The organism is Rhizobium sp. CRRU65, from assembly GCF_048551595.1.
Lineage (GTDB): Bacteria > Pseudomonadota > Alphaproteobacteria > Rhizobiales > Rhizobiaceae > Rhizobium > Rhizobium leguminosarum_J.
On sequence record NZ_JBLYZH010000002.1, the window covers coordinates 312418 to 337828 of the forward strand.

A 25411-nucleotide genomic window follows, 5' to 3' on the forward strand; every position below is an offset into this window, starting at 1 on the left:
CTTGGTTCCCCTTCTTTGGTTGCTGTCAGCGTGTGCGGATGCGCGGATCGATGACCGGCGCGACGAGGTCGGCAAGCAGATTGCCGATGATGATGGCAAGTGCCGAGGTCAGCGTGACGCCCATGATGATCGGGATGTCGACCTGCTGGATCGCCTGCCAGGCGAGCTGGCCGATGCCGGGCCAGCCATAGACCGCCTCGACCACGACCACGCCGCCCATGAACTGACCGATATCGATGCCGATCATGGCGATGATCGGCAGTACGGCGTTGGGCAGTGCGTGGCGCAGGATGACGCGTCTCGAGGAAAGGCCCTTGGCGCGCGCCGTGCGGACATAATCCTGGTTCAGCACGTCGATCATCGACGAGCGCACCATGCGGGCGTACCAGCCGGCGCCGCAGATGCCGAGTGTGACAGCAGGCAGGACGAGATGCGAGAAGCTGCCGTAGCCACTCATCGGAAACCAGCCGAGCGTTGCCGCCAGCAGATAGAGCAGCAGCAGGGCGACGAGGAATTGCGGTGCGGAGGTGCCGACAAAGGAGGCCATCATCACCAGCCGGTCGATGAAGCCGCCGCGGCGCACGGCGGCGATGGTGCCGAGCGTCAGGCCAAGCACCACCTCGACGAAGATGCCGGCAAGCATCAGCGTCAGTGTTGCCGGCAGTCGCGCGGCAATCAGCGTCCAGACATCGGTTTTCTGCGCATAGGAGCGGCCGAGATTGCCATGCAGCAGATTGCCGAGATAGGTGCCGAACTGGACCAGCAGCGGCTGGTCGAGGCCGAGCTCATGGCGGATGTTGGCGACCGTCTGGGCCGTGGCGCTGCGGCCGGCGATCATGCGGGCCGGGTCGGCCGGAAGGGCGTAGAGCAGCACGAAGGTGATCGCCGCGACACCGAGCAGGATTAGAGCCGCCTGCGCCAGCCTGCGGAGCATGAGTGACGCCATCAGCCCCTCCCGCGCTGGGTCGGGTCGAGAATGTCGCGCAGCGCGTCGCCGACCAGATTGAAGGAAAGCGCCGTCAGAAGGATGATCGCGCCCGGAATGAAGACCAGCCAGGGGGCGGCCTGGAAATAGCTCTGGCTCTCGAAGATGATATTGCCCCAGGAGGGCTGCGGTGGCTGGACGCCGACGCCGAGGAAGGAGAGTGTGGCCTCGAGCAGCACGGTGGTGGCGATGCCGAGCGTGCCCCAGACGATTGCCGTCGGCACAAGATGCGGCAGGATATGCATGAAGAGCACGCGCATATGGCCGGCGCCGAGCGAGCGCTCGGCCATGATGAAATCGCGCTCCACCAGGCCGCGAGTCTCGGTATAGACGATGCGGGCGACCTGCACCCAGTTGACCAGCGCGATCACCATGGCGACGATCCAGAGACTCGGCTTCAGCAATGCGGCGAGCACGATGGCGAGCAGCAGCGCCGGAAAGGCCATCATCAGATCGGTGAAGCGCATCAGGATGTTGCCCGGCAGTCCGCGGAGATAACCGGCGACGATGCCGACGAAGAGGCCGATCGCCACCGCGATGCCGTTGGCGACAAGGCCAATGATCAGCGAGGTGCGGGCGCCGAAAAGCAGGCGCGAGAAGAGGTCGCGGCCGAGCGTGTCGGTGCCCAGCAGATAGGGCCCGCCCGGCGGTAGCGGCGCGCCTTCGAGCGACAGGCCGTCAAACATCTGCTCGTCTGGACTGAACGGCGCGATCCACGGCGCAGCAATCGCGAGCCCGATGACGAGCGTGACGACGATCAGGCCGAAGAGAGCCGTCGGCTGGCGGATCATCTGTTTCAAGACATGCATCAGCCGGCCTCCGGCAGGGGTTCGGCACCCGCCAGGATGAAGGCTGATATCTGCTCCATCGGCAGGCGGCGGCGCATGGCGCAATTGCGCAGGATTGCGTAAGCGCTCTCCTCGTCGATGCCGTGTGCGGCCTGAAGCTTTTCGACGGCGGCATGAACGAGCGGCCGCAGCCGGACGCGCTCTTCAAGATATTGCAGTTTTTCCGCCGTCGCCTTGCGCTCCTGATGAATGGAGACGGCCATGACAAGCGCTGGATAGACGGCCGATGTGGCGATCGGCTTGGCGATGATCGCGCCGGCACCCTGTCCGAGTGCCCAGGCGATGCGGCCGGGGGCTTCCGAACCAAGCAAGGCGACGACGGGGCAAGCAGGCGTTTCGCCGTTCCAGGGCAGCAGATCGTCCCAACCCTGGTCGGCATCGACGATGACGAGATCGGGCAGTGCCGCAGCCGAGAGCGGCGCCCATTGCAGCGTTGCATGGATGCCGAGCAGGCGAAGCTGGCGGATCAGCTTTTCGGTGTTGCCGTCCTCGCGATGCAGGACCATCGCCTGCCAGCCGGTGAAATTGGGTGTCTCTCTCATGACACCACCCTTAGCCGTGGAAAGGCCTGGCGGTTGCGGCCGGTCAGATAGGGGTCGGCGGCGAGCGGCGGCCGTGAGGCGACGACATCGAAGCCGTTGTCGGCGTTGATCCGGCCGAGATGGAAGGGCAGGGCGGCATGATTGGTCTCCCGGTCGATCGAAAGCGCGCCGAACAGGGTCGGCCAGGATCTATTGTAGAGCTCGCGCCGGACGGCGTCGGGCTCGTCACCGCCGGCAGCGACGATCGCGTCGACGCAGAGCCGGACGGCCGTATAGGCGCTGGCAAAGACGCTGGAGACACGACGCTCGGCGCCGTGACGCTCGGTGACACGGGCCTTGAAGGCGGCATTTTCGGGGGTCGTGATACTGTCGAAATAGGAAGCGGCGCAAAGCTGGCCGGCAGCAGCGCCGGCGGCGATATCGTCGAGCTCGCATTCCATCAGGTCGCAGCTCACGACCGGGCAGTTTTCCGCGCGGAAGGCCGGGTCGCGATCACCGAGGGCCTTGATCGCCTCCAGGAAGGCGTAGCTCGAGGGGCCGATCAGATTGTTGAGGATGAAGCTCGGGCGGCGTTGTGCGATCTCGGCGACAATGCGCTCGACGGCGGTCTCCTCAAGCGGAAGATAGCGTTCGCCAAGTATTTCGCCGCCGGCATTGGTAATCAGTTCGCGGGCGAGCCGGTTCATCTCCCAGCCCCAGACATAGTTGGCGCCGACGAGATAGGGCCTTGCGCCGAAACGCGGGATCAGGTGCTCGAAAAGCGGCAGCAGATGCTGGTTCGGGCAGCCGCCGACATAGATGACGTTCTCGTTGGCCTCGAAACCTTCATAGGGGCACATGTACCAGAGCAGGCCGTCATGTTTCTCGACGAGCGGGATGACTTCCTTGCGTGCCGCAGAGGTGATCGTTCCGACGATATGGCGGCAGCCGGCGCGCAGAAGATGGCGCGCGCCATCGAGATAGGCGGCAAGATCGGCATGCGGATCGAAGAAGACGGGTTCGATCGCCAGCCCTTCGACGCCAGCATATTCGGCCATCGCGAAATCGGCGCCGTCGCGCGCGTCGCGGCCCATCGAGCCGTAAGGCCCGGTGGTCGAATAGAGGATGCCGATTTTCAGCGCGTCATTCATGAGGTGACCACATCAAAAACCCCACGACGCTGGTCCCATCGAGCGATGAGGCGTCATGGGGCGAAACTGCCCAGAGACTATCGGAGTCATGTCAATGCGGCAGGCCTTTTGCCTAATCCGCAGGCTTGAGTAAAATACAGGCAGCTTGTCTTTGTCAAGTGTGCTGCGCTGCACTCGCGGTCATTTGATCTTGTTCTCTCGGTAGAGCCGCAAAGAACGCTCTTCTAGCTCAAATCATGCAGATCCTTGGCAGTCGCCGGCCCAATCGAGAATTCGCAAAAGCGGACTGCCAATCCGCTGCGCTCCGGCGTGCAGGCCGTGGGTCCGACCTCGTAGTGATCGGCAGCCGGGAAGGGGGCGAGCCGCAGCAGCGGCCAGAAACTGCCATCGCGCGAAGCCTGGATGCGCATCGCGCCATTGGCGACGGTGACGCGGATATAGAAATCCTCGAGTTCCTTGAAAGGCTGGGCCACGGACCAGTCGGACCTGCCATCGGTGACGACGGTGCTGAGGAAGGGTTCGCCGTCGGTGAACTCGACGCCCGTCTTCACCCAGCGTTTTTCGTCGATGCGCACCATCAGGCCTGCCTGGTCGTAGAGCGTGCGGAATTCGCCCTGAACGCGGATTTGCGCAGTGAAGCCGTCGGCCGTGGGAAAGGCGAGGAAATGGCCGCTGTCGCGGGTGAAGCCGTAATGGGTCTCCCGCCAGAAATCGGTTTTTTCGTCGGTCGTCAGGGTGAGGCCGGCGTCGGTCGCCTGCCATTGAGCCGGCTCGTTCAGCCATTTGCCGTCGTTGAAATCGATGCTCATCCTGTTCTCCCGTTCCGTTGAAAGTCTCACCGCAGGGCGATTGGCTCATCTTGGCATAATGCCCGGTCTTGTTGCAGGCTGGCGCAGCCGAAGATTGTGTGTTTTTCCGGCGTCCCGATATCCGCCGAGGGCATAATCCGTCGCTCGTGCTTGACAGGATCGATCCATCTCCTATTCTGTTACAAAAAGATGAGTTACATAATTGTGGAACTAAACGGGAGACCTCACATGAAAACACTGGTCGCATTCCTTCTTGGCACTGCGCTCGTCGCCCTGCCTTCGACACTTCTTGCCCAGGAAAAAGGCGGCGTCATCAATGTCGCGACGATCGGCGAGCCGCCGACGCTCGATCCGATGTCGTCGACGGCCGATCTGGTCGGCATCGTCACGCAGCACATTTTCGAAACGCTCTACACCTTCGACAAGAGCTGGAACGTTACGCCGCTTCTCGCCGAAAGCCTGCCAGAGATCAGCGCCGACGGCAAAACCTATACGATCAAGCTCAGGACCGGCATCAAGTTCCACGACAATACCGATATGACCTCGGAAGATGTCGTCGCCTCGCTTGGCCGCTGGATGAAGATCGCCTCGCGCGGCAAGCAGGTGGCCGGCTTCATCGATAAGGTCACCGCCGTCGATCCGGCAACCGTCACGATCACGCTGAAGCAGCCCTATGCGCCGCTGACCTCGCTGCTCGCCTTCAACAATTCGGCCGCCATCATCATCCCATCCGAGAAGCAGGACGAGCCGATGAAGGACTTCATCGGCACCGGTCCCTACATGCTGAAGGAGCGCAAGGCCGACCAGTATATCCAGCTTGTCCGCTTCGATGGCTACAAGTCACGTGAAGGCGACAGCGATGGCTATGGCGGCGCCCGCCACCAGTATCTCGATGAGATCCGCTTCGTGCCGGTGCCGGATCCGAACACCCGTGTCGAGGCTGCCGTTTCCGGCCAGTACGACTACGTCGACTCGATCCCGGTTGAATCCTACGACAAGCTGAAGGCCTCCACCGCCTCGCAGCCGATCATCCTGAAGCCCTTCGGTTATCCCGTCTTCGTCTTCAATACGAAGGAAGGTATTGCTGGGAATGTCGAGGTCCGAAAGGCGATCCGCCAGGCGCTCAGCATGGAAGACATGCTGGCCGCGGCTTTCGGCAGCACGGATTTCTACGCGCTCGACGGCGCCATCTATCCAAAGACCTTTGCCTGGTCGACGGATGCCGGCGTCGAGGGCGCCTATAACGCCGCCGATCCGGAAGGGGCTGCCGCCGCCGCCAAGAAGGCCGGCTACAACGGCGAACCGATCCGTATCCTGACCAGCCGCCAGTATGAGTTCCACTATAAGATGGCGCAGGTCGCCGCCGAATATCTGAAGCTTGCCGGCTTCACTGTCGATATGCAGGTTGTGGACTGGGCGACGCTGACGCAGCGCCGCACCGATCCGAAGCTCTGGGATATCTACATCACCCATAGCCCCTTCCTGCCGGAGCCTGCCCTGATCGGCTCGCTCTCGACCAGCTCGCCGGGCTGGTGGGATACGCCGGCCCGCAAGGCTGCCGTCGATGCCTTCACCTCGGAAGTCGATCCGAAGAAGCGCGTGGCGCTCTGGGCCGATGTTCAGAAGGCGATCTATGCCGACGCACCCTTCATGAAGATCGGCGACTTCAACGCCGTTTCGGCGGAATCGACCAAGCTCGAAGGCGTCGATCCGGCTCCGTGGCCGTATTTCTGGAATGCTTCGATCAAGAAGTAAGCATCGCCACCGATACCGGCTATCCCTGGTCGGTATCGGTCTTCTTTTTCGTAGCATCTGCAAGGGTTTGCCAGGTATTCATGATACGCTACATCCTCCAGCGCCTGTTCGGCATGATCGTCGTGATGTTTCTCGTCGTCACGATCGTCTTCGTCATCGTGCGCGTGACCCCGGGAGATCCGGCCGCCGTCATGCTCGGGCCGGATGCGACGCCGCAGGATATTGCCGACCTCAGGGCTCGCCTCGGCCTCGATCAGTCGCTAGGCCTGCAATATGTCTATTATATCGGCCAGATGCTGAGAGGTGATCTCGGCCAGTCGATCTTCCTCAACATGCCGGTCACCTCGGCCTTGCTCGACCGGGCCGAGCCGACCTTCTTCCTGACTTTGTTTTCGCTCGCAATCGCCAGCATCATCGCCCTGCCGATCGGCATCTATGCCGCTTATCGGCGCGGCTCCTTCATCGATCAGACGGCAACGACGCTCGCGATGTTTGCCGCCAGCATTCCGAGCTTTTGGCTCGGCCTGATCCTGATGCAGTTCTTCGCCGTCAGGCTCAATCTCTTCCCGGTCTCGGGTTATGGCGGTCCGGGCTCGACCTTCTTCGAGCGCATGTATCACCTGACGCTGCCTGCCTTTGCGCTCGGCATCGTCTCCTCGGCGCTGATCCTGCGTTTCACCCGCGCGTCGATGCTCGATGTGCTCGGCGACGATTATATCCGTACCGCCCGCGCCAAGGGATTGATCGAGCGACGGGTGATCCTCAAGCACGCGCTGAAGAATGCGCTGATCCCGATCCTGACGGTGATCGGCCTGACGGCAGCGGTGCTGATTTCAGGCGCCGTCGTCACCGAGACCGTGTTCGGCCTGCCTGGTGTCGGCAATCTCGTCGTCTCCGCGGTTCTGCGCCGCGACTATCCCGTCATCCAGGGGGCGCTGCTCGTCATCGCCGCTCTCTACGTGCTGATCAATTTTGCGATCGACATGCTCTATCTGTTGATCGATCCGAGGGTGCGCTACTGATGGCCGATATCGCAATCAAGCCCGTCGAAGGTGAGGGCAGCAAATTCGCCAGGCGCCTGCTGAAACGCAAGACGGTCGCCTGCGGCCTGCTGATCCTGACGATCTTCGTGCTTCTGGCGGTCTTTGCACCTGTTGTCGCGCCCTATTCGCCGTCGAAGCTTTCCATCGTCAACCGGCTGAAGCCGCCGAGCGGCATGTTCTTCTTCGGCACCGACGAGTTCGGCCGCGACGTCTTTTCGCGTACGATCTTCGCCGGCCGCCTGTCGCTGCTCGTCGGTGTTGCGGTCGTGACCTTGTCAGCCGTGATCGGCGTGACGCTCGGTCTGCTTGCCGGCTTCTTCCAGAAGCTCGATACGCCGATCGCCCGGCTGATCGATGCGATGATGGCGTTTCCCGATATTCTGCTGGCGATTGCGCTCGTCGCCGCCCTCGGGCCGTCGTTGACGACTGTGATCATCGCGCTGTCGATCGTCTATGCGCCACGCCTTGCCCGGATCGTGCGCGCTTCGACGCTGGTCATTCGTGAACTCCCCTATGTCGAGGCGGCGAGGGCGCTCGGCATCTCGACCTTCCATATCATGACGCGGCATGTCCTGCGCAATCTGCTGTCGCCGATCCTCGTGCAGGCGACTTTCCTCTTTGCCAGCGCGATGCTTGCCGAAGCCGGCCTGTCCTTCCTCGGCCTCGGCGTCAGCCCCGAAATCCCGACCTGGGGAACGATGATCGCCGCCGGCCGGCAGTATATCGGCCAGGCCGACTGGATGACGCTGTTTCCGGGTGTCGCCATCATCCTCTCCGTGCTGTCGCTGCAGATGGTCGGCGATGGCCTTAGGGACATGCTCGATCCAAGACTGCGCAAGGATCTTTAATCCGCCGACCAAGCGTCGGCCCAATCGAAATTCGCCAAATCGAAAATTGCATGACAGGAGTTTGCGTGAATCAGTTTCCCACCGCCGCCGGCAAGGTCGAGAACTCGCCTTACGAACGGCTTGCCGCCCTCGGCATTGCGCTGCCGCCGCCGCCGCCGCCGATCGCCAATTTCGTCACGCACGTAATCGAAGGCAATATGCTCTACCTCTCCGGCCAGGGACCGCGTGAGGCCGACGGTTTCATGCATGCCGGCAAGGTCGGCGGTGGAGTCAGTATCGACGAGGCCTACGGCCATGCGCGGCTGACGGGCATCAACCTGCTTGCCGTCATGCAGGATGCGCTTGGCGATCTCGCCCGGGTCAAGCGGGTGGTGAAATTGCTCGGCATGGTCAATGCCGTGCCTGAGTTCGAAGATCATCCGAGCGTCATTAACGGCTGCTCGGATCTGCTGATTGAAGTCTTCGGGCCGGCCGGCGAACATGCCCGCTCGGCCGTCGGCTTCGGCTCGCTGCCCGGCAACATCACCGTCGAGATCGAGGCAATCGTCGCCTTGCACGGCTGACGGGAACTCGACACACTTGATCGACCGCCCCATGTTTCGTTTTTCGACCCAGAATCCTGGAGATCTCCATGTCCACTGATATCCGCCCGTCGCTTGGCCTTCGCCCTGTCATCAATGTATCGGGCACGATGACCAGCCTCGGCGCCTCGATCGTCGTTCCAGAAGCGATCAGCGCGATGGCATCGATCCTGCCGCATTTCGTCGAGATCAACGACCTGCAGCGCAAGGCAAGCGGCGTCATCGGCCGGCTGACCGGCGGCGAGGCGGGCTTCGTCACCGCCTCCTGCTCGGCCGGCATTTCGCTGGCTGTTGCCGGCGCGATCACCGGCAACAATCTGCTGGCGATCGAGAGGTTGCCGGATGTCGTGCCGGAGAAGAACGAAGTGCTGGTGCAGATGGGCCATGTGGTCAGCTACGGCGCCCCGGTCGACCAGGCGATCCGACTTGCCGGCGGCAAGGTCGTGCTTGTCGGGCAAGCGACATCAACGCATCGCTTCCACATGGAAAACGCCATCACCGACAAGACCGCGGCTGCCGTCTATGTCGTCTCCCACCATGTCGTCGATTACGGCCTTTTGAACCTCAAGGAATTCGTCGAGATCGCCCATGCCAAGGGCGTGCCCGTCATCGTCGATGCCGCCTCGGAATATGATCTCAGGATTTTCCTGGAGCAGGGGGCCGATATCGCCCTTTACTCCGGCCACAAATTCCTCGGCGGTCCGACTTCGGGCATCGTTGCCGGCAGGAAGGAGCTGGTGCGCCATGCCTTCCTGCAGAATATGGGCATCGGCCGCGGCATGAAGGTCGGCAAGGAGAGCATCTTCGGCGTCATGGCGGCACTCGAAGCCTGGGAAAACCGTGACCATGCCGGCATCCGGGAACGCGAGACCGGCTATCTCAACTTGTGGAAGCGCACGCTCGACGGCCGCCCTGGCCTTACCGCGCTGATCGAGCCCGATCCGACCCACAATCCGCTCGAGCGGCTGCGCCTGATCATCGATCCCGAGCAAGCCCATATCACCGCCTGGGATCTGGCCGATGCGCTTGCCAAGGGCAGCCCGCCGATCATCGTGCGCGATCATGAGGTGGAGCACCGCTATTTTTATCTCGACCCCTGCAACCTGCACCCCGGCGAGGAGACGGTCGTCGCGGAGCGCCTGGCGCAGGAACTCGACAAGGCGCGCGCGTCCAATGAGATCATCGCAACGCCGATCGAGAACCGTAGCAGGCACCGCTTCGACGGTGCGCTGCGCTGGCCGGATTGAATCGCCGCTTACCTGTCGCAAGAGGAACCACCATGGCAAGTGCCCAAACCCAACCGATCCAGACGACGACCGACGTTCTTTCCGTCGAAGGTCTGACGACATCCTTCATGGTGGACGGCGTCTGGAAACCGGTCGTGCGCGATGTGTCTTTCACGGTGGCGCCAGCGGAAACGGTGGCGATTGTCGGCGAATCCGGCTCGGGCAAGAGCGTCACCTCGCTCTCGATCATGCGGCTGCTGCAGGCGGATACGAGCCGTGTCGAGGGCCGCGTCATGCTCGGCGGACGCGACCTTCTGGCCTTGCCGGAAAATGCCATGCGGCAGGTTCGCGGCAACGAGGTGGCGATGATCTTCCAGGAGCCGATGACATCGCTCAATCCGCTCTTCACCATCGGCGACCAGATTTCCGAAGCGCTGCTCTGCCATTCCGACATGAGCAAAACCGATGCGAAGGCGGAGACGATCCGGCTCTTGGAAAAGGTCCGCATCCCCTCGGCCGCCTCGCGCTTCGGCGAATATCCGCACCGTTTTTCCGGCGGCATGCGCCAGCGGGTGATGATCGCCATGGCGCTCGCCAGCCGGCCGAAACTGCTGATCGCCGACGAGCCGACGACGGCGCTCGACGTCACCATCCAGGGCCAGATCCTCGATCTCATCAAGATGCTGCAGGACGAGGAGGGAACCTCCGTTCTGTTCATCACCCATGACATGGGTGTCGTCGCCGAGATCGCCGACAGGACGGTGGTGATGTATCGCGGCGAACAGGTGGAAAGCGGCGCCACCGCCGATATCTTCCACCGCGGCAAACATCCCTATACCAGAGCGCTACTATCCGCCGTGCCGGTGCTCGGCTCGATGCAGGGCAGGCAAAGGCCGCTGCGCTTTCCCGTGGTCAACACCGCAACGGGTGAATCCGACATTCCCGTCGAGGTCACCGATACGGTGGCAGCGACGCCGGTCCTGCAGGTGAAGAACCTCACCAAGCGTTTCGATATTCATTCCGGTCTGTTCGGCCGGCTGACCAGCCGGGTGCACGCAGTGGAAAACGTTTCCTTCGACCTTCATGCCGGCGAGACGCTGTCGCTCGTCGGCGAATCCGGCTGCGGCAAATCGACGACCGGCCGCGCCATCATGCGGCTCATTGAGCCGCAGGCCGGTTCCGTTCTCGTCGAGGGCAGGGAGGTGCTCGGCCTCGACAGGAAGGATCTGCGCGAGATGCGCAAATCCGTGCAGATGATCTTCCAGGATCCCTTTGCCAGCCTCAATCCGCGCATGACGGTCGGTGCTGCGATCGCCGAACCCTATCTCGAACACAGGATGGGCAATTCGAAACAGGCAAAAGACGTCGTCGCCGATCTGCTGGTGAAGGTCGGTCTGTCGGCGGATATGGCAGCGCGCTACCCGCATGAATTTTCCGGCGGCCAGCGCCAGCGCATCTGCATTGCGCGCGCGCTTGCCTTGCAGCCGAAGGTCATCGTCGCCGACGAAAGCGTCTCGGCGCTCGACGTCTCGATCAAGGCGCAAGTCATCAACCTGATGCTCGACCTGCAGCAGAGCCTCAACCTTGCCTTCCTGTTCATCTCGCACGATATGGCGGTGGTCGAGCGCGTCAGCCACCGGGTGGCGGTGATGTATCTCGGCGAGATCGTCGAGATCGGCCCGCGGGCCGCGGTCTTCGAAAATCCGCAACATCCCTATACGAAGAAACTCATTGCGGCAGTGCCCGTGCCGGATCCGGACCGTCGCCACGAAAAGCGGATGGTGGCGAATGACGAGATCAAGAGCCCGATGCGCCCGGTCGATTATCAGCCCGCGAGCACGTCTTATCGCGAAGTCGGGCCGGGCCATCTGGTCATGGCCGATCGGTAAGCCATAACGCGCCCGTCTTTTCGTGACGCCTGAAGATCGCGCTGTAACATCCTGAATTGCTGTCTAGTTTATCCTGAGGCCTGGTCCGATTTCAGGAATTATGCAGTCCGTCAGTTGGCTCCGCTCGGCCCATTGGGAGTTGCCTAACGTGCAAACGGCGCATAAAGCAGATGCATAACCAAATGCCGCGAAGCCTGGACCGATGAACAGAGATTATTATTCCAAACTCGGCGGATTGCCGCCGCAAACCGAGCTGCTTTCCAGCAAGGCCGTCTTCACCACAGCCTATGCGGTTATCCCACGCAGCGTCATGACGGATATTGTCACCAGCGTCCTTCCGCATTGGACGGGGACACGGGCATGGGTTCTCTCCCGGCCGCTCTCCGGCTTCTCCGAGACCTTCTCGCAATATGTCATGGAAATTCAGCCGGGCGGCGGAAGCGACCGGCCAGAGCCCGACAAGCGGGCGGAAGCGGTCCTGTTCGTCGTCGAAGGCGAGATGACAGTGGAACTCGAAGGCGTCAGCCATGCGCTTCGCGCCGGTTCCTTCGCCTATATTCCGGCGGGTTCCGTCTGGCGCCTGAAAAACGGCGGCTCGACTGCGGCAAAATTCCACTGGATTCGAAAGGCATTTCAGGAGGTCGAGGGGCTGGAGCCGCCGCCGGCGATTGTCACGCATGAGGACCAGCACCCAATCTCGGCAATGCCCGATACCGATGGACGCTGGGGGACGACCCGGTTCATCGATCCGGCCGATGTCCGCTACGACATGCACGTGAATATCGTGACTCTGGAGCCGGGCGCCGTGATCCCCTTCATGGAAACCCATGTCATGGAGCATGGTCTCTATGTGCTGGAGGGCAAAGCCGTTTATCGGCTGAACCAGGATTGGGTCGAGGTCGAGGCCGGCGACTTCATGTGGCTGCGCTCCTTCTGCCCGCAGGCATGTTACGCCGGTGGCCCCGGCCGGTTCCGCTACCTGCTCTACAAGGACGTCAACCGTCACATGACGCTCTGGTAGGAGCTAATGGTGAGAGACGATGCAGCTCGAAACTGAACGCCTGATTTTGAGACCCTGGCAACAACAGGATCGCAAGCCCTTCGCTGCGATCAATGCCGAGCCCGACGTCGTCCGATATCTCAACCCTCTGACCGACGAACAGTCGAATGCGATGCTCGACCGCATCGACCTTCACTTCGAGGATCATGGCTGGGGGTTCTGGGCGCTGGAGGAAAAGGCAAGCGGCGCGTTGATCGGCATGTGCGGCCTCGCTAAGGTTTCACCTGCTTTGCCATTTGCCCCGGCAGTCGAAATCGGTTGGCGGCTTTCAGCGTCTCGGCACGGCGCCGGCTATGCGCGCGAGGCCGCGGAACGGTCTCTCGACTTTGCATTCAACGAGCTGAAGCTTGACCGCATCGTCAGCTTCACGGTGCCCGCAAACAGCAATTCCTGGGGTTTGATGAGACGGCTAGGGATGAACCGGATCGGTGAATTCGATCATCCCAATCTGGCCGAGGGGCATCCGTTGCGCCGTCACGTGCTCTATGAACTGCGATCACCAAACGATATTTGAAAGCCGGATCTCAGGGCGCCCCCGGCTGAGTTTCCCAGGAAACTGGAGTGCAGGTAGTTAATTGATGCAATCTATAATTGTAAAAGTGGCATAATCTATCTTATGGAACTGAAATATATTGAGCCGCGTTTCGCGCTGCTCGCAATCTCGTTTCATTGGGAACCCCTGTTGGCGTCCGACAGTCAAATTTGCGATAAAAGTTCGAGGACCTTGCCTCGTTGAAGACATTCATCGCGGAGAAGTCGGAACTGTTTTGCTGGGCGCTCGTTAAATCCGCGGCGGGGGAACCAGAGATGACCAGGTCGAAATTTGAATGGCTTGCGCGGGCTGGATATAGCGCCCGAGGCATTGTGTTTTTGCTCGTTGCTGCGCTGGCAGTATTTTCGAGCTTCGGCGGCGGAAAGGCCGATACCAAATCGGCGCTCGACGCTGTCTTGGAACAGCCATTGGGCCGGGTGTGGCTTGGCTTGATAGGGCTCGGGCTACTCGGCTTCGTAGCATGGCGGCTTGCCCAGTCCATCGCAAACGCAGACAACCATGACCACAGTGTGAAAAGCTACCTGATCCGTGCCGCCCTTCTCGGGAGCGCCGTGACGTACTTGGGGTTGGCGATATACGCCTTTCAGGACGCCCTTGGCTTTGGATCCGGTGGCGACGGCGGAGAAAAGGGCTTGGCAGCCTGGGTCATGTCGCAACCGTTTGGTCGATTCCTAGCTGGTGCGATTGGTCTCGGGTTTGTCATTGGTGGCGCCGTTACCGCGCTGAAAGGTATCACGAGGCGGTTTGAGCGATATCTCACGCTCGGTCAAAGCCGACCTCTGTTATTGGTTTGCATCTATGGGCTCGTTTCCCGTGGGGTCGTTTTCGTGATCGTCGGCATCTTCTTTTGCTATGCGGCCTTTACCGTCGATCCGGGCCAGGCAGGGAGCATAAGTGATGCCTTGACCTTCGTGAGACAGCTTCCGTTCGGAGCTGTTCTCTACCTCGTCGTGGCTATCGGCTTGGCTGCGTTCGGAATCTATAATTTGGTCGAGGCACGATATCGAACCGTGTCGACCCCAAATCTCTCGCAGGTACGGTCGGAGCTGCCACTATCTCACAACTGAGAAGCATTCGAGAAAAGTCATGTCAACCTTGATGTCCATGACGGCTTTGACTTCGGCGGCGCTGGTGCTCATGCGTCCAACCCGCGCTTCTGCAGCGAGCGCCTGCGCTTTGAATGCCGCTGCTTCGGTTTACGGGTGGTGGGAGTTTTTCATTTAGGGGGAGATCAAACTTGAGTGTCGCGATCACGCGCGAGGATTTCGATAGAAGCAAATTTTTTGCAGGGATCGCACGCGGTATTGCGGGAGCATTGCTTTTCGCGCTGCCCATGTTCATGACCATGGAAATGTGGGAGCTCGGCTTCTACATGGACCGCAGCCGCCTGTTTCTCTTGCTGATCGTCAATATTCCCCTTCTCGTTATTCTCTCGGACCGGATCGGATTTGAGCGGACGTCAACCTGGCGACAAGCGATCCGTGATGCAAGCATTGCCTATGGCCTTGGGGTTCTGGGCAGCGCACTTATCCTCTTCGCCATGGGGGTTCTGAAATACGACCAATCTCCGCACGAGATTATCGGAATGATCGCGATCCAGTCCATACCTGCCAGCATCGGCGCGATGCTAGGTCGGAGCCAGCTCGGCGGACAATCGGACGATGGCGACGATGCCAAGGAAGGCGATAGTGATGACCCAATCCACGAACGGGAAACGAGCTACGCCGGTGAACTATTCCTGATGGCGGTCGGCGCCCTGTTCCTCAACCTCAACGTCGCGCCCACCGAGGAAATGATCTTGCTCTCCTACAAGATGACGCCGTGGCATGGCCTGCTCATGATCGCCGCCTCGCTGGCAGTCATGCATGGGTTCGTTTACGCCCTTTCTTTCAAGGGGAGCCACGATCTCGCCGAGGGTACGCCAAGCTGGCACGCTTTCGTTCGCTTCACCCTGCCGGGCTACGTAATTGCCGGTCTGATCAGTGCCTATTGCCTCTGGACGTTCCATAGAACCGATGACATCGGGTCTACCCAAATCCTTATGGCCGTTGTCGTTCTGAGCTTTCCCGGTGCCGTTGGCGCGGCAGCAGCTCGCCTGATCCTGTGAGGCACGATGACAAAAATCTCCAACGGCAAAAATCTGGAAGCAGGCGAACCGCATTGGATTGAATGGGTCACGGGTGTCGTCTCGGCCGTAATTGTCCTTGGCGTGATTGCTTGGATTGGCAAGGATGCATTGGTTGACCGTGACTCTTCGCCGAACCTGGTCGGGGTCGTGCTGCAAACCGAAAAACGCGGCGATGTTTTTCAAGTTCTCTTCGAAATCCGAAACGATTCAAGCGCGACCGCGTCGCAGGTAACCGTCCAGGGCGAGATACGAGAACAAGATTCGGTCCTTGAAAACGTCGAGACCGTCTTGGATTATGTCCCGGGACACTCGAAGGCCAAAGGTGGGCTGATATTCCAGCAAGACCCCGCCGGGAAGACGTTGACGGTCAGAGCGTCCTCATTTGATGAGCCATAGTCGCGTTGGGATTCTTGCGAGACCCAGCGCCTCCCCAACCGTGCCAGTCTTATTAGTTCAACGAAGATCGGATATATGCTTGGGAGACATTTTTATGACCGAGGATGCCACTGACCCGGTTGTCGTACACGAGCTGCAGCTACAGCGAAGCAGCTGGGTGCCAAACAACCCGAAACTGTCAGTTCTAATCTATCGACGTGCGCTTTCAGCCGCAGCAGGCAGCAAGAGTTTCGAAGACCTGTTCGCGAGCAACGGATGGACCGGGATATGGCGGAATGGCATCTTCACCTACGACCATTATCATTCTGGTGCCCATGAGGTGCTTGGTATTGCCAGGGGCACGGCGAAGCTTTTGCTCGGCGGGCCAGAGGGCAAAGAAATCGATGTCGCAGCGGGCGATTGTCTGATCTTGCCAGCCGGGACTGGCCATCGGAACCTTGGGGCGAGTGCGGATTTTTCTGTGGTAGGAGGCTATCCGCCCGGACAGCATGCAGACATACTGACATCAGCTCCGTCTGAAGAGCAACTTTTGACCATTGCCGAACTCTCGATCCCGAGCAGCGACCCTATCGAGGGCGCCGATGGATACTTGGTTCGCGCATGGCGCAGAGATTGATTGAGGTTCCTTGGGATGCCTGGTCAAACTGAAAATGCGAGGGCGCGCTCCATGCCACTAATCACGCAGCCGCCGTGTAGTCAGCACGCCGCGCGAGACCGTTCGGATAGTCGGCATTCCGACAAGAGCGTCGATTATTCCCGGAGTTCTATTGGTCAGGCCGTTCGTCCAAGGGTGGAAAGTGCGTCCTGAAGTCTGAGGGTCGCCAGAGCCTTGGTTGCCTCGTCCGAAGACCATCCCGCTTCCAGCGCCGCAGACAGAACCAGCGATTCCGTTTGAAGCTCGAGCTTCTCATAAAGCGGCTCGATGGCTTCGCGCGCCGTTACAACGTGCTGGTCCGGTGGGGTGATGGGTGTGGCGGCAACCGTAGGCATGAAATGCTCCTCCTATTGAACGCTAAGGTTCGAAACCCGTTAGGGGCATCCTTGTTCCATTCATATCGCCTTTTCGGTCTTCGAGCGGCGATGCGAAAGATGACGACGCCACATATGGCGAAATTTCCTCCATCGCAGGAACGCGCGAATAATGATTGCCGGCGGGATCTTCTTGTGGTCGCCGACAGTCCCCTGCCTGGTGATAGATGCGTTCGGGTCGAGCAGAAACGCGACCAACGTGCTTGCACTCTGCACCTCTACTTCGAGCTTGTCATCCGATAAATGCAGCCCCTGCTCGCCTTCTGCGAACGGCTGCGTATCGATGACAACGAAACCGCTAAAGACATAGAAATAGAGGTCTCGGCCATGTTTCCGCGGGAATTCCACCCGTATGCCTGCGTCTAGCCGGATATCAAAGACGTCGATCGCACTGCGGACATAGAAGGGCGCACCCTCTCCTTCCGGCCCGACCAGGTGTCGCCAGACGTTTGCCGCGGCAGCTGGCATCGGCCCATGCTGGATCTTCGGCTCCAGATCGACCGCGTAAGGGCGAACGAGGATCTGCAGCATTCGCAGAGGCGGGTCGGATGCCAGCGTCTCTTCGGAATGCCAAAAGCTTGCTCCGGCATTCATCACCATCAGATGGTCGCGGTCGATCACCAGTCGGCCGGCGGCCTTGTCGTCGTGCCGCATGACGCCTTCCGGCACCCAGGAAATAATCTCGTCGTTCCTGTGCTCATGCATGGCGATCAGGCGGCCAGGATCGAGGATGGATTCAACGATCATGGCAAGAGGGCCGTGGCCGTGATCGGTGGGCTTGGGCTTCAACCACCCCGGCATGTTGAGGTGCGCGACGAAGCCTCCCATATCCCGCACCACGAATGTTCGTTCGCCCTTGAGCAGCATCGCATCCTCCATGCTTGCAAGGCAGTGATGAGCCCGGGCCACGACCGCGCCTGTCGTGATCAAGAGCCAGGGCGTGCGTCGTCCCGCTCTACAAATCGATCACGATGTCGCCGTCAGGCTTTGAGCAGCAGATCAGCACATTGCCGTCCGCCGGCGCATCGATGGGGTCCGGGCGGTAATGGACCCTTCCCTCGACAAGTCCGGTCTCGCAAGTATGACAGACGCCGGTGCGGCACGACCATCGCACTGGCACGTCGCAGGCCTCGGCCAACTCGAGCAAGCTCTGGAATGTCGGCTCCCAGCGCACATTAAGGCCGGTGCGGGCAAACGACACCAGTGGCCCGGAATCTGCAAGCCCTGCCGGCAAATGTGGTGGCCGGCGCGGCGAGGCAGCTATGCCCGGGGTCATCGCGGGACCCGCGCTGAACATCTCGGTGTGGATCCGGTTCGGCGCGATGCCCAAGGCTGCAAGGCCGGCGCTCAGATCGCTCATGAAGCTCGACGGCCCGCAGACATAGACGTCACAATCGCGCGGCAGGTTGAGCGACTTGAGCGCCTGCGCATTCAGATGGCCGCGAGCGTCGAAATCTATATCGGGCCGATCCTTGGGGTCGGGAGTGCTGTAGCAAACATGGCTGTGGTGGTGAGGAAGCCTCTTAAGCAGCCCGCGCGCCTCCTCGGCAAAGGGATGTTCGCGGCCGTTGCGGGTTCCGTATAGCCACCAGACTTCCCGGGACGATGCTTCGGCGGCCAAAACATGAAGCATCGCGAGCACGGGCGTCACCCCGATCCCGGCGCTCAACAGAACAACCGGCGTATCGCCCGACCGCAACGTGAAACTGCCGCGTGCCGCACTTGCCTGCACGATGTCGCCCACCTGCAATTCCTCGTCGATGTAACCGCTGGCAGCGCCATGGGCTTCCCGCTTGACGCTGACGCGATAATGCGTGCCGCCGGGCTCGCCCGACAGCGAATAGCTGCGCGTCAGCGCAGGCGCCGAAGCCGGGCCGAACCGCAGCACCACGAACTGCCCGGGGAGTGCTGCGGCAACAGGTTGGCCATCTGCCGGTTCGAGCACGAGGGAAACGACGCTACCGCTTTCGCGCACCTTGCGCGACACCCGCAACGGGCGGAATCCGCGCCATGCCGGAGGCGGCCCGGACGCGGCTGCCAGCCCGGCATTCCCTGTCGTCGCGCCCTGCTTACGCTGCTGCTTGAGCAGCGCCTCGAATGAACCGCGCCATCCTGCGCTTAGTGCCGGGATGCGCAGGGCGCGCTCCAACTGATCGTGAGGGTGACCCGGCATATAAAGCAGCGCGTTGATCTCGAAAACGCTCATGCCCTCCGGTCCGGACGCGACCTTGGTGATCTCGTCGCCGGCCTGCACTTCGCCTTCCTCCAGCACACGGAAATAGAAACCAGGTCGGCCGTGTTTGACGACCAGCGCGGCCATCTCCGGCTCGTCCATGCGTATGCCGAGCCGGTAACAGGTGACGCGCGGTTGCGTCACTTCGAACAGGGCGCCGCCGATGCGGTAACGGTCTCCTATGCATACCTCTACGTCCGGCAAGCCATCGACGGTGAAATTCTCGCCGAACTGCCCGTAGACGAAGTCGTCTCGGCGCAAGTGCTCCTGCCAGTACCCATAGGAATCGGTCTGATAGACAAAGACTGCGCGGCGTTCGCCGCCGTGGCCAGCCAGATCGCCTTGTCCATCGCCATCCACGTTCAGGCGCCGCGCCATACGCGGGCCGTCGACCGGCGTTTTCCAAATGGCAGTGTTGACGATCTTGCCTTGCCAGGTGATGTCGCGCGGCAGGCCGACATTGACCGAAAGCAAGTGTACCATGACATTTCTCCCGAATGATGATCACCGCAATTTCGAGATCGACGAAGGACGGCTAAAGCGTCAATCTCAGGTCGAGATAGTGTTCGGTCAATGTCGTCAAGGTGAAGGCTCTGTTGAGGCCGCTCGGATTTGGCAACAGCCAGACGTCTGCGCCGGCAAATACCTCAGGCTGCCGACCCCATTCAACATCGGCTCGAAGACTGATCGCCGCGTATGCCGCCTTTCCGAGAAAGGCCAAATTGGCTGGCGCAATCTTTCGTATCTTGTTTTCCAGGACGGGCGCGGCGCTGCGATAGTCCTGCTTCTTGAGCTCGTTTGCGCTTTTCGTAGGACGTGAAACCGCGGATGTCAGACCGCAGCCAAATTGCAGCAGCTCGCGCTCTTCATCCGCCCGCAGCAGACGCGGTGTAAATCCGGCGAGATGCAAGACCCGCCAAAAACGGTTGCTCGGGTTCGAGAAATTATGGCCGTCGCGAACCGCGGACAGAGCCGGATTCAATCCGCAAAAAACCACGGAAAGGCCAGGAGCGAGAATTTCCGACAATCCGGCTTTCGGCATTGTCGGGTCGCCTGTGCCATCGAGGTTCCCGGACATGGCATCATCTTGCATTATGGGACATCGCTCGAATTAAGCCTGTCAAATACACCAACCGCGCATCGATCGAAACGAGCTTCCTGAACACCATCAAGGAGAGGTTGGTCTAACAGACACGGTGTCAATCATCTTGCTGAAAATGCCGATGGATGGCCTTAGTGGCAATTTGAAAATCTGGGCCTAATCGATTCTTTGACAGGATCTGCAATGACCACCGAAGCACGTAGTTCGCATCCCATCTACTTCGTTGGAGCTTTTGCCACGGGCGGGCTCCTGACTTTCATGGTGCACCTCAACGGCGAGTTGGCCCGTTATGGCAATCCTCTGTTCTCATCTTGGACCGCACACGGCACGGGCATCATCGCCGCTGTCCTTCTTCTCCTGATGGTCCAACGCCGGCGCACGCCTAGGGTAGAAAAAGCTCCCAGGGCACCTTGGTGGGCTTATCTCGGAGGGATATCCGGCGCTGCAACGGTCATTCTGACCTCGACCGCGGTCAACTCACCGCTCGGGCTCTCCGGCACCTTGGCTTTGGGTTTGGCAGGCCAGGTCGCCTTCAGCGTCGCGGCCGACAGTTGGGGACTGTTCGGTCTGCCAAAGCGGCGCCCAGATAGACGAGACATCGTAGCACTCGGCTTGGTCGTCACCGGGGCCGCACTCATTATATTGTTCGGGCGAGGTGCGGCGTGACCATATTCATTCTCCTGGCATGCCTGGGCGGTGTGCTCGTCGGCCTCAGTCGTCAGCTCAATGGACGGTTGAGCATATCGACAACGCCGCTGATCGCATCCTTCTGGAACCATGCGATAGGCTTTGCCGCCCTCACCTGCCTTGGTCTCTTTGTCGGAGGTCTGCTTCCTGCGGGTGCGGCCGAGGCGCCTTGGTATGCCTATCTGGGTGGTCCCATCGGCGTCATCTTCGTGGCGGCGGGCAGTTGGGTCATTGCTCGAATAGGCGCAGTGAATTCGGCTCTGCTGATCATTGGTGGCCAGATGGTAACAGGGGTGGCATTTGATTATATCAGCGCCGTCCCAGCGTCATTTTGGGCGAACGCCGCCGGAATTGCTCTCATCGTCGGCGGAATGATGGTCAGCCGGGGACGACGCAAAGCCGGCGGTCCTCAATAGCCAAGCGGATGGCTTTCGACGCCATGGCCGACCGGGCAATTTGATCGACCGATCGCAGGCCAAGGGACGGATGGACGGCGGGGGATGCCTCCCCGCCCCGCAGCATCTTTTCGGCGCGGCCTTCTCAGGGCAGGATTAGCGACTATGAACCGATGCAGGCATGACATCGTCAGGTATCGGGCACACATAGGCTTTGCCGCTGGTCTTTTCCCGCCACTCGGCCGTCGCGGCTGCCAGAAGGTCGGATGACGACATCAATGCGAGCCCCGTTGTCGCAAGCGTCTTGGCCGCATGCGCCATGGCTTTGTGCGCGGCCGGGCTTTTTCCCTGCGCGACGACCTGCCAGGTATGGGGATTGGTGCCGATCGCCCAGGCTGGTGCCCAGCATTGCGCGGTCGGCGTCACCCAGCTGACATCGCCGACATCGGTCGATCCGGCCCGGAAATGCGATTGTCCCTCGAAATCGCGCAGGCCGGTGTGCAGGGGCGCCGAGCCATCGACCTTGGCGTTGGAGAACACATCGCCCTTGATCTGATAGAGGCGGATGCTGCTCCTGATCGCTTCGGGTGTGAAGGTATCCTGGATTTTGCTCGCGAAGGCGATGTCGGCCTCGTCAAAGGCTATCGGCCCGAGGGCGACCATGTTCTCGTGCATCGCCGTTTCAAGTGTGATGTTGGGAAGAAGGTTCGTCGAGGCGGTGTCGAACACGATCTCGACCTCTGTTTCGGTCATCATCGCCGCACCTCGTGCAACCTTCTCGACCCGCCCGGCAAGCTCAAGCGCCTGCGGCATGTCAGGCGCCCTGATCAGATAGAGAACCTCGGCGCTGGCCTGCACCACATTGGCGGCCCTGCCGCCGGTGTCGGTGATCGCGTAGTGAACGCGACAATCCTGCGGCATGTGTTCACGCAGGAAGTTGACGCCGACATTCATCAGTTCGACCGCATCGAGCGCCGAGCGGCCGAGATGGGCGCTGTTGGCCGCATGTGCTGCGACACCCCTGAAGCGATAGTAATATTCGAGAACTGCAAGATTGTTCGTCGAGCGAACACCGTTGAACGGAGCCGGATGCCAGGTCAGGGCAGCATCGACGTCATCGAACGCGCCGGCACGAACCATGAAGGTCTTGCCGGAACCGCCCTCCTCTCCCGGGCAGCCATAATAGCGCACTGTTCCGGGCAGGTTGTTCTCCTTGAGGTGGCGGGCAAGCGCAACCGCCGCCATCAGCGATCCGACGCCAAGCAGATTGTGCCCGCAGCCGTGACCGGTCGCTCCCGCCGCCTCGGGAAGAGGCTCGGCTAGGTCGGCGGTCTGGCTCATTCCGGCCAGGGCATCGAATTCTCCGAGGAAAGCAATCACCGGCTTGCCGCTGCCGGATTCGCCGATGAAGGCCGTTTCCATGCCTGCGACGCCGCGGCGCACGGCAAAGCCGTTTTCCTCGAGTGACCTTGCCAGCAATTGCGACGAGCGCCGCTCCTCGAACTTCAACTCTGCGAAGTCCCAGATGCTGTCGCTGAGGGCAGTATAGTCCGGCTTGATCTTTTCGATCGTCGCGGCAATGGAGCTGATCGCGTCAAGATTCATGGTATTCCTCGCTGTCTGCCCTGCCGCCACAGGGATGTGTTGCACCGGACCCGGCAGGACTGCCTGCCGGATCTCCTGTTGACTGTCGAAGTGGGATGGCGGCGCCCGAACTATCGGGCGCGGCGATTGAGGATCAGTTGTCGAGCGAAACTTCCCAAAGACGGGCATTCGATTGCCAGACGGGCTGGCCCTTCAGCTTCTTGGTCGCGCCCCAGACATCGACCATGTCATAGAGGAAGATGCCCGGCATTTCCTTGAGCATCAGCGTGTGAAACTCGTCGAAGATCGCTTGACGCTTCGTCTGGTCGGCCTCCGCATAGGCGGCCTTCATCAACTCGACAGCCTTTGGATCATCCCACATCAAGGACGCATTCTTGTCCTTGTTGCCGACATAGAAGCCGTACATCAGCGCCGGATCGAGCCGCGGCGCGACCGATTGCGAGATGATCTGGTAGTTGCCGGACCGGCGGCGATCGACCTGCGTCGCATAGTCGAGCACCTCGATCTGCACATTGAGACCTGCCTGCTGCATCATGGCCTGCGCCATCACCGCGGCCGGGAAGCTTGGCACGTTGCTGCGCTTGTTGGCGATGATGGTAATCGGCTCGCCCTTATAGCCGGCCGCCGCAAGCTCTTTCTTCGCGGCCTCGATGTCGTAGGGCAGACGCTCCTTCTGGACATCGTCGAAATAGAGCGAGTCTTGCGAAACCATCGAACCGTTGGCTGCGCCGGTGCCATTGGAGGCGGCCTCGACGAGCTGGTCGAGATCGAGCGCCATCGCCATGGCGCGGCGCACGCCGGGATTGCTCAGAACCTTGTCGCGCGTCTGGATGTAGAAGAGGTTTTTGCCGTTGTTGCGAGCCACGATCAGTTGCATCGCGTCGCTCGTCTTGAATTCGGGAATGAGATCCGGCGAAATCTCCGCGGTATCGAGCACGCCGGACTGAAGGCCGGCCTTTACGGTCGAAGCATCGGGAATGACCATGAACTTGATGCCATCGACGAGAGGGCGTTTGGAGCCGACCATGCCGTCGGGCTTGCCGTCATTCTCTGGCGAGACATAATCGTCGAACTTGGCGAGATGGATATACTCGCCCTTTTTCCATTCATCCCATTTGAAGGGGCCGGTGCCGATCGGCTTGACGAAATTTCCGTCTGCGCCGACCGATTCCGGGGAAATGATCCCGGTGTAACCGCATTCGGGGCGCGACATCAGGCCAAGGAAAACCGCGGATGGCTTTTCCAGCGCGATGGTGACGGTCGACGCATCGACTGCCTTGATCCCCGTAACATGCACGCTGCCGCTGCCGTCGAAGTCAGGAAGGCAGGTCCATTTCGTTTCGGGCTTGAGATAGCGGTTCCAGTTCCAAACGACGTCATCGGCGGTCAATGTCTTGCCGTTGTGGAATTTGACGTCGTCACGCAGTTTGAAGCTGTAGGTCAGCCCATCGGCCGAGACTTCGAAGCTCTTTGCCAGCAGCGGCTTGACCTCGCCGTTGTTGGCATAGCCGACGAGCCCTTCGACGATATGCAGGATGACGCCATCGGTATTGCCGTCGCGATTGACGCCCGGATTGTTGCTGCGCAGATCGGAACTTTGAGCCACGACGATGTCGCGGGCGTGGATCACGCCGGTCATCGCCATCAACATGGTGCCTGCAAGAAGAAGCTTGTGCATCGTTCTACCCTCTTTTTATGATCGTCAGGATTGGAATTCATCCCAGCAGGCGCGTGAAAGCCTGCCGATGGTTTCAAGCGCGACCGTGTAGCCGGGGGTGCCGTCCGGCATCTCCTGCGGCACGTCGTCGGTATAGGCGGCGATGATGTAGAAGGGGGAACCGTCGCGATAGACGATACCGGCATTCATGCGGCCGCGCTTTCCCGTGCCGCCCTTGTGGGCGACGAGCACACCGAAGGGCAGCCTGGAGGGAATGGCATAACGCAGGATCTGGTTCTTCAGGGTCTGAAGCGCGTAAGCGCTGAGCGCCTGCGAGCAGCCGAGCCGGTCCGCGGCTTCCCGCGAATCCTGCGCATCCAGGATGGTCTGCAGCAGATAGACCTGATCCCGCGCCGTCGTCGTGGTGACGGCTTTCAATGAGTGATCGGGCGACAGCGCCAAGGGAGGGATGAGGAAGCGATGGTTGGTGCCCGTCATGCCGATCGACTTGCAATAGCTGTCGACCTCATCGAGCGTCAGCCTTTCGAAGACCATCTTGGTGCAGACATTGTCGCTCAGCACCATCATGCCGGTGATGGCATCGCGCAGCGATATGACGATACCGGGCGTCAGATAGCGGAACATCCCGCTCGCCACTTCCTCGGCGAAACGCTTTTCGTAGGTGATCCGTTCGTCCAGATCCAGGCGGCCTTCATGGGCGGCCTTCAAGGCTGCCATCATGATCGAGGTCTTTCGGGTGCTGGCGGAAGGGGTTTCCTCGTCCGCGCCTCTGCCGATCGTTTCACCTGTGCCAAGCGCACGCACCATGAAACGCGTGACGAAAGGTTGGGCATCGCAGATCGCGTTCAATCGCTCGCCGAGCTTTGCGGATTCAATCATCGTCGTCATG

General features: G+C 60.7%; 26 protein-coding genes. 14 read left to right on the forward strand and 12 right to left on the reverse strand.

What is annotated here, in order from left to right:
• Nucleotides 1–25 precede the first annotated feature (25 nt).
• The 5 genes from ACM5SV_RS04720 to ACM5SV_RS04740 all read right to left on the reverse strand — a co-directional run bounded on the left by ACM5SV_RS04720 (nucleotide 26) and on the right by ACM5SV_RS04740 (nucleotide 4314).
• Nucleotides 26–946 (reverse strand): ABC transporter permease, encoded by a 921-nt coding sequence (locus ACM5SV_RS04720; protein WP_017996437.1) that lies wholly within the window; start codon nucleotides 944–946, stop codon nucleotides 26–28.
• Nucleotides 946–1794 (reverse strand): ABC transporter permease, encoded by an 849-nt coding sequence (locus tag ACM5SV_RS04725; RefSeq protein ID WP_017996436.1) that lies wholly within the window; start codon nucleotides 1792–1794, stop codon nucleotides 946–948. Before ACM5SV_RS04725 ends, ACM5SV_RS04720 begins: the two co-directional genes overlap by 1 nt.
• Complete coding sequence (locus ACM5SV_RS04730; protein ID WP_017996435.1) at nucleotides 1794–2375, reverse strand: ANTAR domain-containing response regulator; 582 nt, start codon at nucleotides 2373–2375, stop codon at nucleotides 1794–1796. Before ACM5SV_RS04730 ends, ACM5SV_RS04725 begins: the two co-directional genes overlap by 1 nt.
• Nucleotides 2372–3505, reverse strand: a complete 1134-nt coding sequence (locus ACM5SV_RS04735; RefSeq protein WP_017996434.1) for a transporter substrate-binding protein — start codon at nucleotides 3503–3505, stop codon at nucleotides 2372–2374. The genes ACM5SV_RS04730 and ACM5SV_RS04735 overlap by 4 nt, the downstream gene beginning before the upstream one ends.
• Before the next feature lie 224 nt (nucleotides 3506–3729).
• Nucleotides 3730–4314: a DUF1349 domain-containing protein gene (locus ACM5SV_RS04740; protein ID WP_017996433.1), complete on the reverse strand. Its 585-nt coding sequence runs from the start codon at nucleotides 4312–4314 to the stop codon at nucleotides 3730–3732.
• 228 nt (nucleotides 4315–4542) lie between these two features.
• On the opposite strand from ACM5SV_RS04740, the gene ACM5SV_RS04745 reads away from it, so the two are divergent.
• The 12 genes from ACM5SV_RS04745 (at nucleotide 4543) to ACM5SV_RS04800 (ending at nucleotide 16409) form a co-directional block, all read left to right on the forward strand.
• A complete protein-coding gene (locus ACM5SV_RS04745; protein WP_026157606.1) occupies nucleotides 4543–6069 on the forward strand; it encodes an ABC transporter substrate-binding protein in 1527 nt (508 codons plus the stop codon).
• Between the two features lie 80 nt (nucleotides 6070–6149).
• On the forward strand, nucleotides 6150–7091 hold the full coding sequence (locus ACM5SV_RS04750) for an ABC transporter permease (RefSeq protein ID WP_026157605.1): 942 nt from the start codon (nucleotides 6150–6152) through the stop codon (nucleotides 7089–7091).
• Nucleotides 7091–7960: an ABC transporter permease gene (locus ACM5SV_RS04755; protein WP_017996430.1), complete on the forward strand. Its 870-nt coding sequence runs from the start codon at nucleotides 7091–7093 to the stop codon at nucleotides 7958–7960. The genes ACM5SV_RS04750 and ACM5SV_RS04755 overlap by 1 nt, the downstream gene beginning before the upstream one ends.
• A 50-nt stretch (nucleotides 7961–8010) precedes the next feature.
• Entirely contained in the window at nucleotides 8011–8523 is a 513-nt protein-coding gene (locus ACM5SV_RS04760) for a RidA family protein (RefSeq protein ID WP_017996429.1), read from the forward strand.
• Between the two features lie 68 nt (nucleotides 8524–8591).
• Nucleotides 8592–9788 (forward strand): aminotransferase class V-fold PLP-dependent enzyme, encoded by a 1197-nt coding sequence (locus ACM5SV_RS04765; RefSeq protein ID WP_017996428.1) that lies wholly within the window; start codon nucleotides 8592–8594, stop codon nucleotides 9786–9788.
• 32 nt (nucleotides 9789–9820) lie between these two features.
• Nucleotides 9821–11656: an ABC transporter ATP-binding protein gene (locus ACM5SV_RS04770; protein ID WP_017996427.1), complete on the forward strand. Its 1836-nt coding sequence runs from the start codon at nucleotides 9821–9823 to the stop codon at nucleotides 11654–11656.
• Nucleotides 11657–11858: 202 nt separating this feature from the next.
• Nucleotides 11859–12677: a bifunctional allantoicase/(S)-ureidoglycine aminohydrolase gene (locus ACM5SV_RS04775; RefSeq protein WP_017996426.1), complete on the forward strand. Its 819-nt coding sequence runs from the start codon at nucleotides 11859–11861 to the stop codon at nucleotides 12675–12677.
• Nucleotides 12678–12696: 19 nt separating this feature from the next.
• Nucleotides 12697–13230 (forward strand): GNAT family N-acetyltransferase, encoded by a 534-nt coding sequence (locus tag ACM5SV_RS04780; protein ID WP_012763226.1) that lies wholly within the window; start codon nucleotides 12697–12699, stop codon nucleotides 13228–13230.
• 218 nt (nucleotides 13231–13448) lie between these two features.
• Nucleotides 13449–14336: a DUF1206 domain-containing protein gene (locus ACM5SV_RS04785; RefSeq protein WP_012763225.1), complete on the forward strand. Its 888-nt coding sequence runs from the start codon at nucleotides 13449–13451 to the stop codon at nucleotides 14334–14336.
• A 170-nt stretch (nucleotides 14337–14506) separates the two neighbouring features.
• On the forward strand, nucleotides 14507–15376 hold the full coding sequence (locus ACM5SV_RS04790) for a TIGR02587 family membrane protein (protein ID WP_419425086.1): 870 nt from the start codon (nucleotides 14507–14509) through the stop codon (nucleotides 15374–15376).
• A gap of 6 nt (nucleotides 15377–15382) precedes the next feature.
• The gene (locus tag ACM5SV_RS04795; RefSeq protein WP_419425087.1) at nucleotides 15383–15793 is read left to right on the forward strand and encodes a TIGR02588 family protein; all 411 of its coding nucleotides are present in this window, start codon (nucleotides 15383–15385) and stop codon (nucleotides 15791–15793) included.
• Nucleotides 15794–15887: 94 nt separating this feature from the next.
• Nucleotides 15888–16409: a cupin domain-containing protein gene (locus ACM5SV_RS04800; RefSeq protein WP_003553119.1), complete on the forward strand. Its 522-nt coding sequence runs from the start codon at nucleotides 15888–15890 to the stop codon at nucleotides 16407–16409.
• 155 nt (nucleotides 16410–16564) lie between these two features.
• Here the strand turns inward: ACM5SV_RS04800 and ACM5SV_RS04805 are convergent, their stop codons facing one another.
• The 4 genes from ACM5SV_RS04805 to mug all read right to left on the reverse strand — a co-directional run bounded on the left by ACM5SV_RS04805 (nucleotide 16565) and on the right by mug (nucleotide 20148).
• On the reverse strand, nucleotides 16565–16783 hold the full coding sequence (locus ACM5SV_RS04805; RefSeq protein WP_003553121.1) for a hypothetical protein: 219 nt from the start codon (nucleotides 16781–16783) through the stop codon (nucleotides 16565–16567).
• Between the two features lie 60 nt (nucleotides 16784–16843).
• Nucleotides 16844–17689: a pirin family protein gene (locus ACM5SV_RS04810; protein ID WP_419425088.1), complete on the reverse strand. Its 846-nt coding sequence runs from the start codon at nucleotides 17687–17689 to the stop codon at nucleotides 16844–16846.
• Nucleotides 17690–17777: 88 nt separating this feature from the next.
• On the reverse strand, nucleotides 17778–19538 hold the full coding sequence (locus ACM5SV_RS04815; RefSeq protein WP_419425089.1) for an MOSC domain-containing protein: 1761 nt from the start codon (nucleotides 19536–19538) through the stop codon (nucleotides 17778–17780).
• A gap of 52 nt (nucleotides 19539–19590) precedes the next feature.
• Complete coding sequence (mug, locus tag ACM5SV_RS04820) at nucleotides 19591–20148, reverse strand: G/U mismatch-specific DNA glycosylase (protein ID WP_026157665.1); 558 nt, start codon at nucleotides 20146–20148, stop codon at nucleotides 19591–19593.
• Between the two features lie 192 nt (nucleotides 20149–20340).
• On the opposite strand from mug, the gene ACM5SV_RS04825 reads away from it, so the two are divergent.
• Both ACM5SV_RS04825 and ACM5SV_RS04830 read left to right on the forward strand, forming a co-directional pair.
• On the forward strand, nucleotides 20341–20823 hold the full coding sequence (locus ACM5SV_RS04825; RefSeq protein WP_017996951.1) for a DMT family transporter: 483 nt from the start codon (nucleotides 20341–20343) through the stop codon (nucleotides 20821–20823).
• Entirely contained in the window at nucleotides 20820–21260 is a 441-nt protein-coding gene (locus tag ACM5SV_RS04830; RefSeq protein ID WP_017996950.1) for a DMT family transporter, read from the forward strand. Before ACM5SV_RS04825 ends, ACM5SV_RS04830 begins: the two co-directional genes overlap by 4 nt.
• Nucleotides 21261–21395: 135 nt before the next feature.
• On the opposite strand, the gene ACM5SV_RS04835 is transcribed toward ACM5SV_RS04830, so the two are convergent.
• The 3 genes from ACM5SV_RS04835 to ACM5SV_RS04845 all read right to left on the reverse strand — a co-directional run bounded on the left by ACM5SV_RS04835 (nucleotide 21396) and on the right by ACM5SV_RS04845 (nucleotide 25410).
• Complete coding sequence (locus tag ACM5SV_RS04835) at nucleotides 21396–22844, reverse strand: M20 family metallopeptidase (protein WP_419425090.1); 1449 nt, start codon at nucleotides 22842–22844, stop codon at nucleotides 21396–21398.
• A gap of 133 nt (nucleotides 22845–22977) precedes the next feature.
• Nucleotides 22978–24522 (reverse strand): ABC transporter substrate-binding protein, encoded by a 1545-nt coding sequence (locus ACM5SV_RS04840; RefSeq protein ID WP_419425091.1) that lies wholly within the window; start codon nucleotides 24520–24522, stop codon nucleotides 22978–22980.
• A 24-nt stretch (nucleotides 24523–24546) separates the two neighbouring features.
• Entirely contained in the window at nucleotides 24547–25410 is an 864-nt protein-coding gene (locus ACM5SV_RS04845; RefSeq protein ID WP_003553147.1) for a serine hydrolase, read from the reverse strand.
• Nucleotide 25411 lies beyond the last annotated feature (1 nt).

Bases quoted from the DNA above. Each gene is read 5' to 3' on its own strand.
- ACM5SV_RS04720 (WP_017996437.1), bottom strand. From the start codon at position 946: ATGGCGTCACTCATGCTCCGCAGGCTGGCGCAGGCGGCTCTAATCCTG.
- ACM5SV_RS04725 (WP_017996436.1), bottom strand. From the start codon at position 1,794: ATGCATGTCTTGAAACAGATGATCCGCCAGCCGACGGCTCTCTTCGGC.
- ACM5SV_RS04730 (WP_017996435.1), bottom strand. From the start codon at position 2,375: ATGAGAGAGACACCCAATTTCACCGGCTGGCAGGCGATGGTCCTGCAT.
- ACM5SV_RS04735 (WP_017996434.1), bottom strand. From the start codon at position 3,505: ATGAATGACGCGCTGAAAATCGGCATCCTCTATTCGACCACCGGGCCT.
- ACM5SV_RS04740 (WP_017996433.1), bottom strand. From the start codon at position 4,314: ATGAGCATCGATTTCAACGACGGCAAATGGCTGAACGAGCCGGCTCAA.
- ACM5SV_RS04745 (WP_026157606.1), top strand. From the start codon at position 4,543: ATGAAAACACTGGTCGCATTCCTTCTTGGCACTGCGCTCGTCGCCCTG.
- ACM5SV_RS04750 (WP_026157605.1), top strand. From the start codon at position 6,150: ATGATACGCTACATCCTCCAGCGCCTGTTCGGCATGATCGTCGTGATG.
- ACM5SV_RS04755 (WP_017996430.1), top strand. From the start codon at position 7,091: ATGGCCGATATCGCAATCAAGCCCGTCGAAGGTGAGGGCAGCAAATTC.
- ACM5SV_RS04760 (WP_017996429.1), top strand. From the start codon at position 8,011: ATGACAGGAGTTTGCGTGAATCAGTTTCCCACCGCCGCCGGCAAGGTC.
- ACM5SV_RS04765 (WP_017996428.1), top strand. From the start codon at position 8,592: ATGTCCACTGATATCCGCCCGTCGCTTGGCCTTCGCCCTGTCATCAAT.
- ACM5SV_RS04770 (WP_017996427.1), top strand. From the start codon at position 9,821: ATGGCAAGTGCCCAAACCCAACCGATCCAGACGACGACCGACGTTCTT.
- ACM5SV_RS04775 (WP_017996426.1), top strand. From the start codon at position 11,859: ATGAACAGAGATTATTATTCCAAACTCGGCGGATTGCCGCCGCAAACC.
- ACM5SV_RS04780 (WP_012763226.1), top strand. From the start codon at position 12,697: ATGCAGCTCGAAACTGAACGCCTGATTTTGAGACCCTGGCAACAACAG.
- ACM5SV_RS04795 (WP_419425087.1), top strand. From the start codon at position 15,383: ATGACAAAAATCTCCAACGGCAAAAATCTGGAAGCAGGCGAACCGCAT.
- ACM5SV_RS04800 (WP_003553119.1), top strand. From the start codon at position 15,888: ATGACCGAGGATGCCACTGACCCGGTTGTCGTACACGAGCTGCAGCTA.
- ACM5SV_RS04805 (WP_003553121.1), bottom strand. From the start codon at position 16,783: ATGCCTACGGTTGCCGCCACACCCATCACCCCACCGGACCAGCACGTT.
- ACM5SV_RS04810 (WP_419425088.1), bottom strand. From the start codon at position 17,689: ATGCTGCTCAAGGGCGAACGAACATTCGTGGTGCGGGATATGGGAGGC.
- ACM5SV_RS04815 (WP_419425089.1), bottom strand. From the start codon at position 19,538: ATGGTACACTTGCTTTCGGTCAATGTCGGCCTGCCGCGCGACATCACC.
- mug (WP_026157665.1), bottom strand. From the start codon at position 20,148: ATGCAAGATGATGCCATGTCCGGGAACCTCGATGGCACAGGCGACCCG.
- ACM5SV_RS04825 (WP_017996951.1), top strand. From the start codon at position 20,341: ATGACCACCGAAGCACGTAGTTCGCATCCCATCTACTTCGTTGGAGCT.
- ACM5SV_RS04835 (WP_419425090.1), bottom strand. From the start codon at position 22,844: ATGAATCTTGACGCGATCAGCTCCATTGCCGCGACGATCGAAAAGATC.
- ACM5SV_RS04840 (WP_419425091.1), bottom strand. From the start codon at position 24,522: ATGCACAAGCTTCTTCTTGCAGGCACCATGTTGATGGCGATGACCGGC.
- ACM5SV_RS04845 (WP_003553147.1), bottom strand. From the start codon at position 25,410: ATGACGACGATGATTGAATCCGCAAAGCTCGGCGAGCGATTGAACGCG.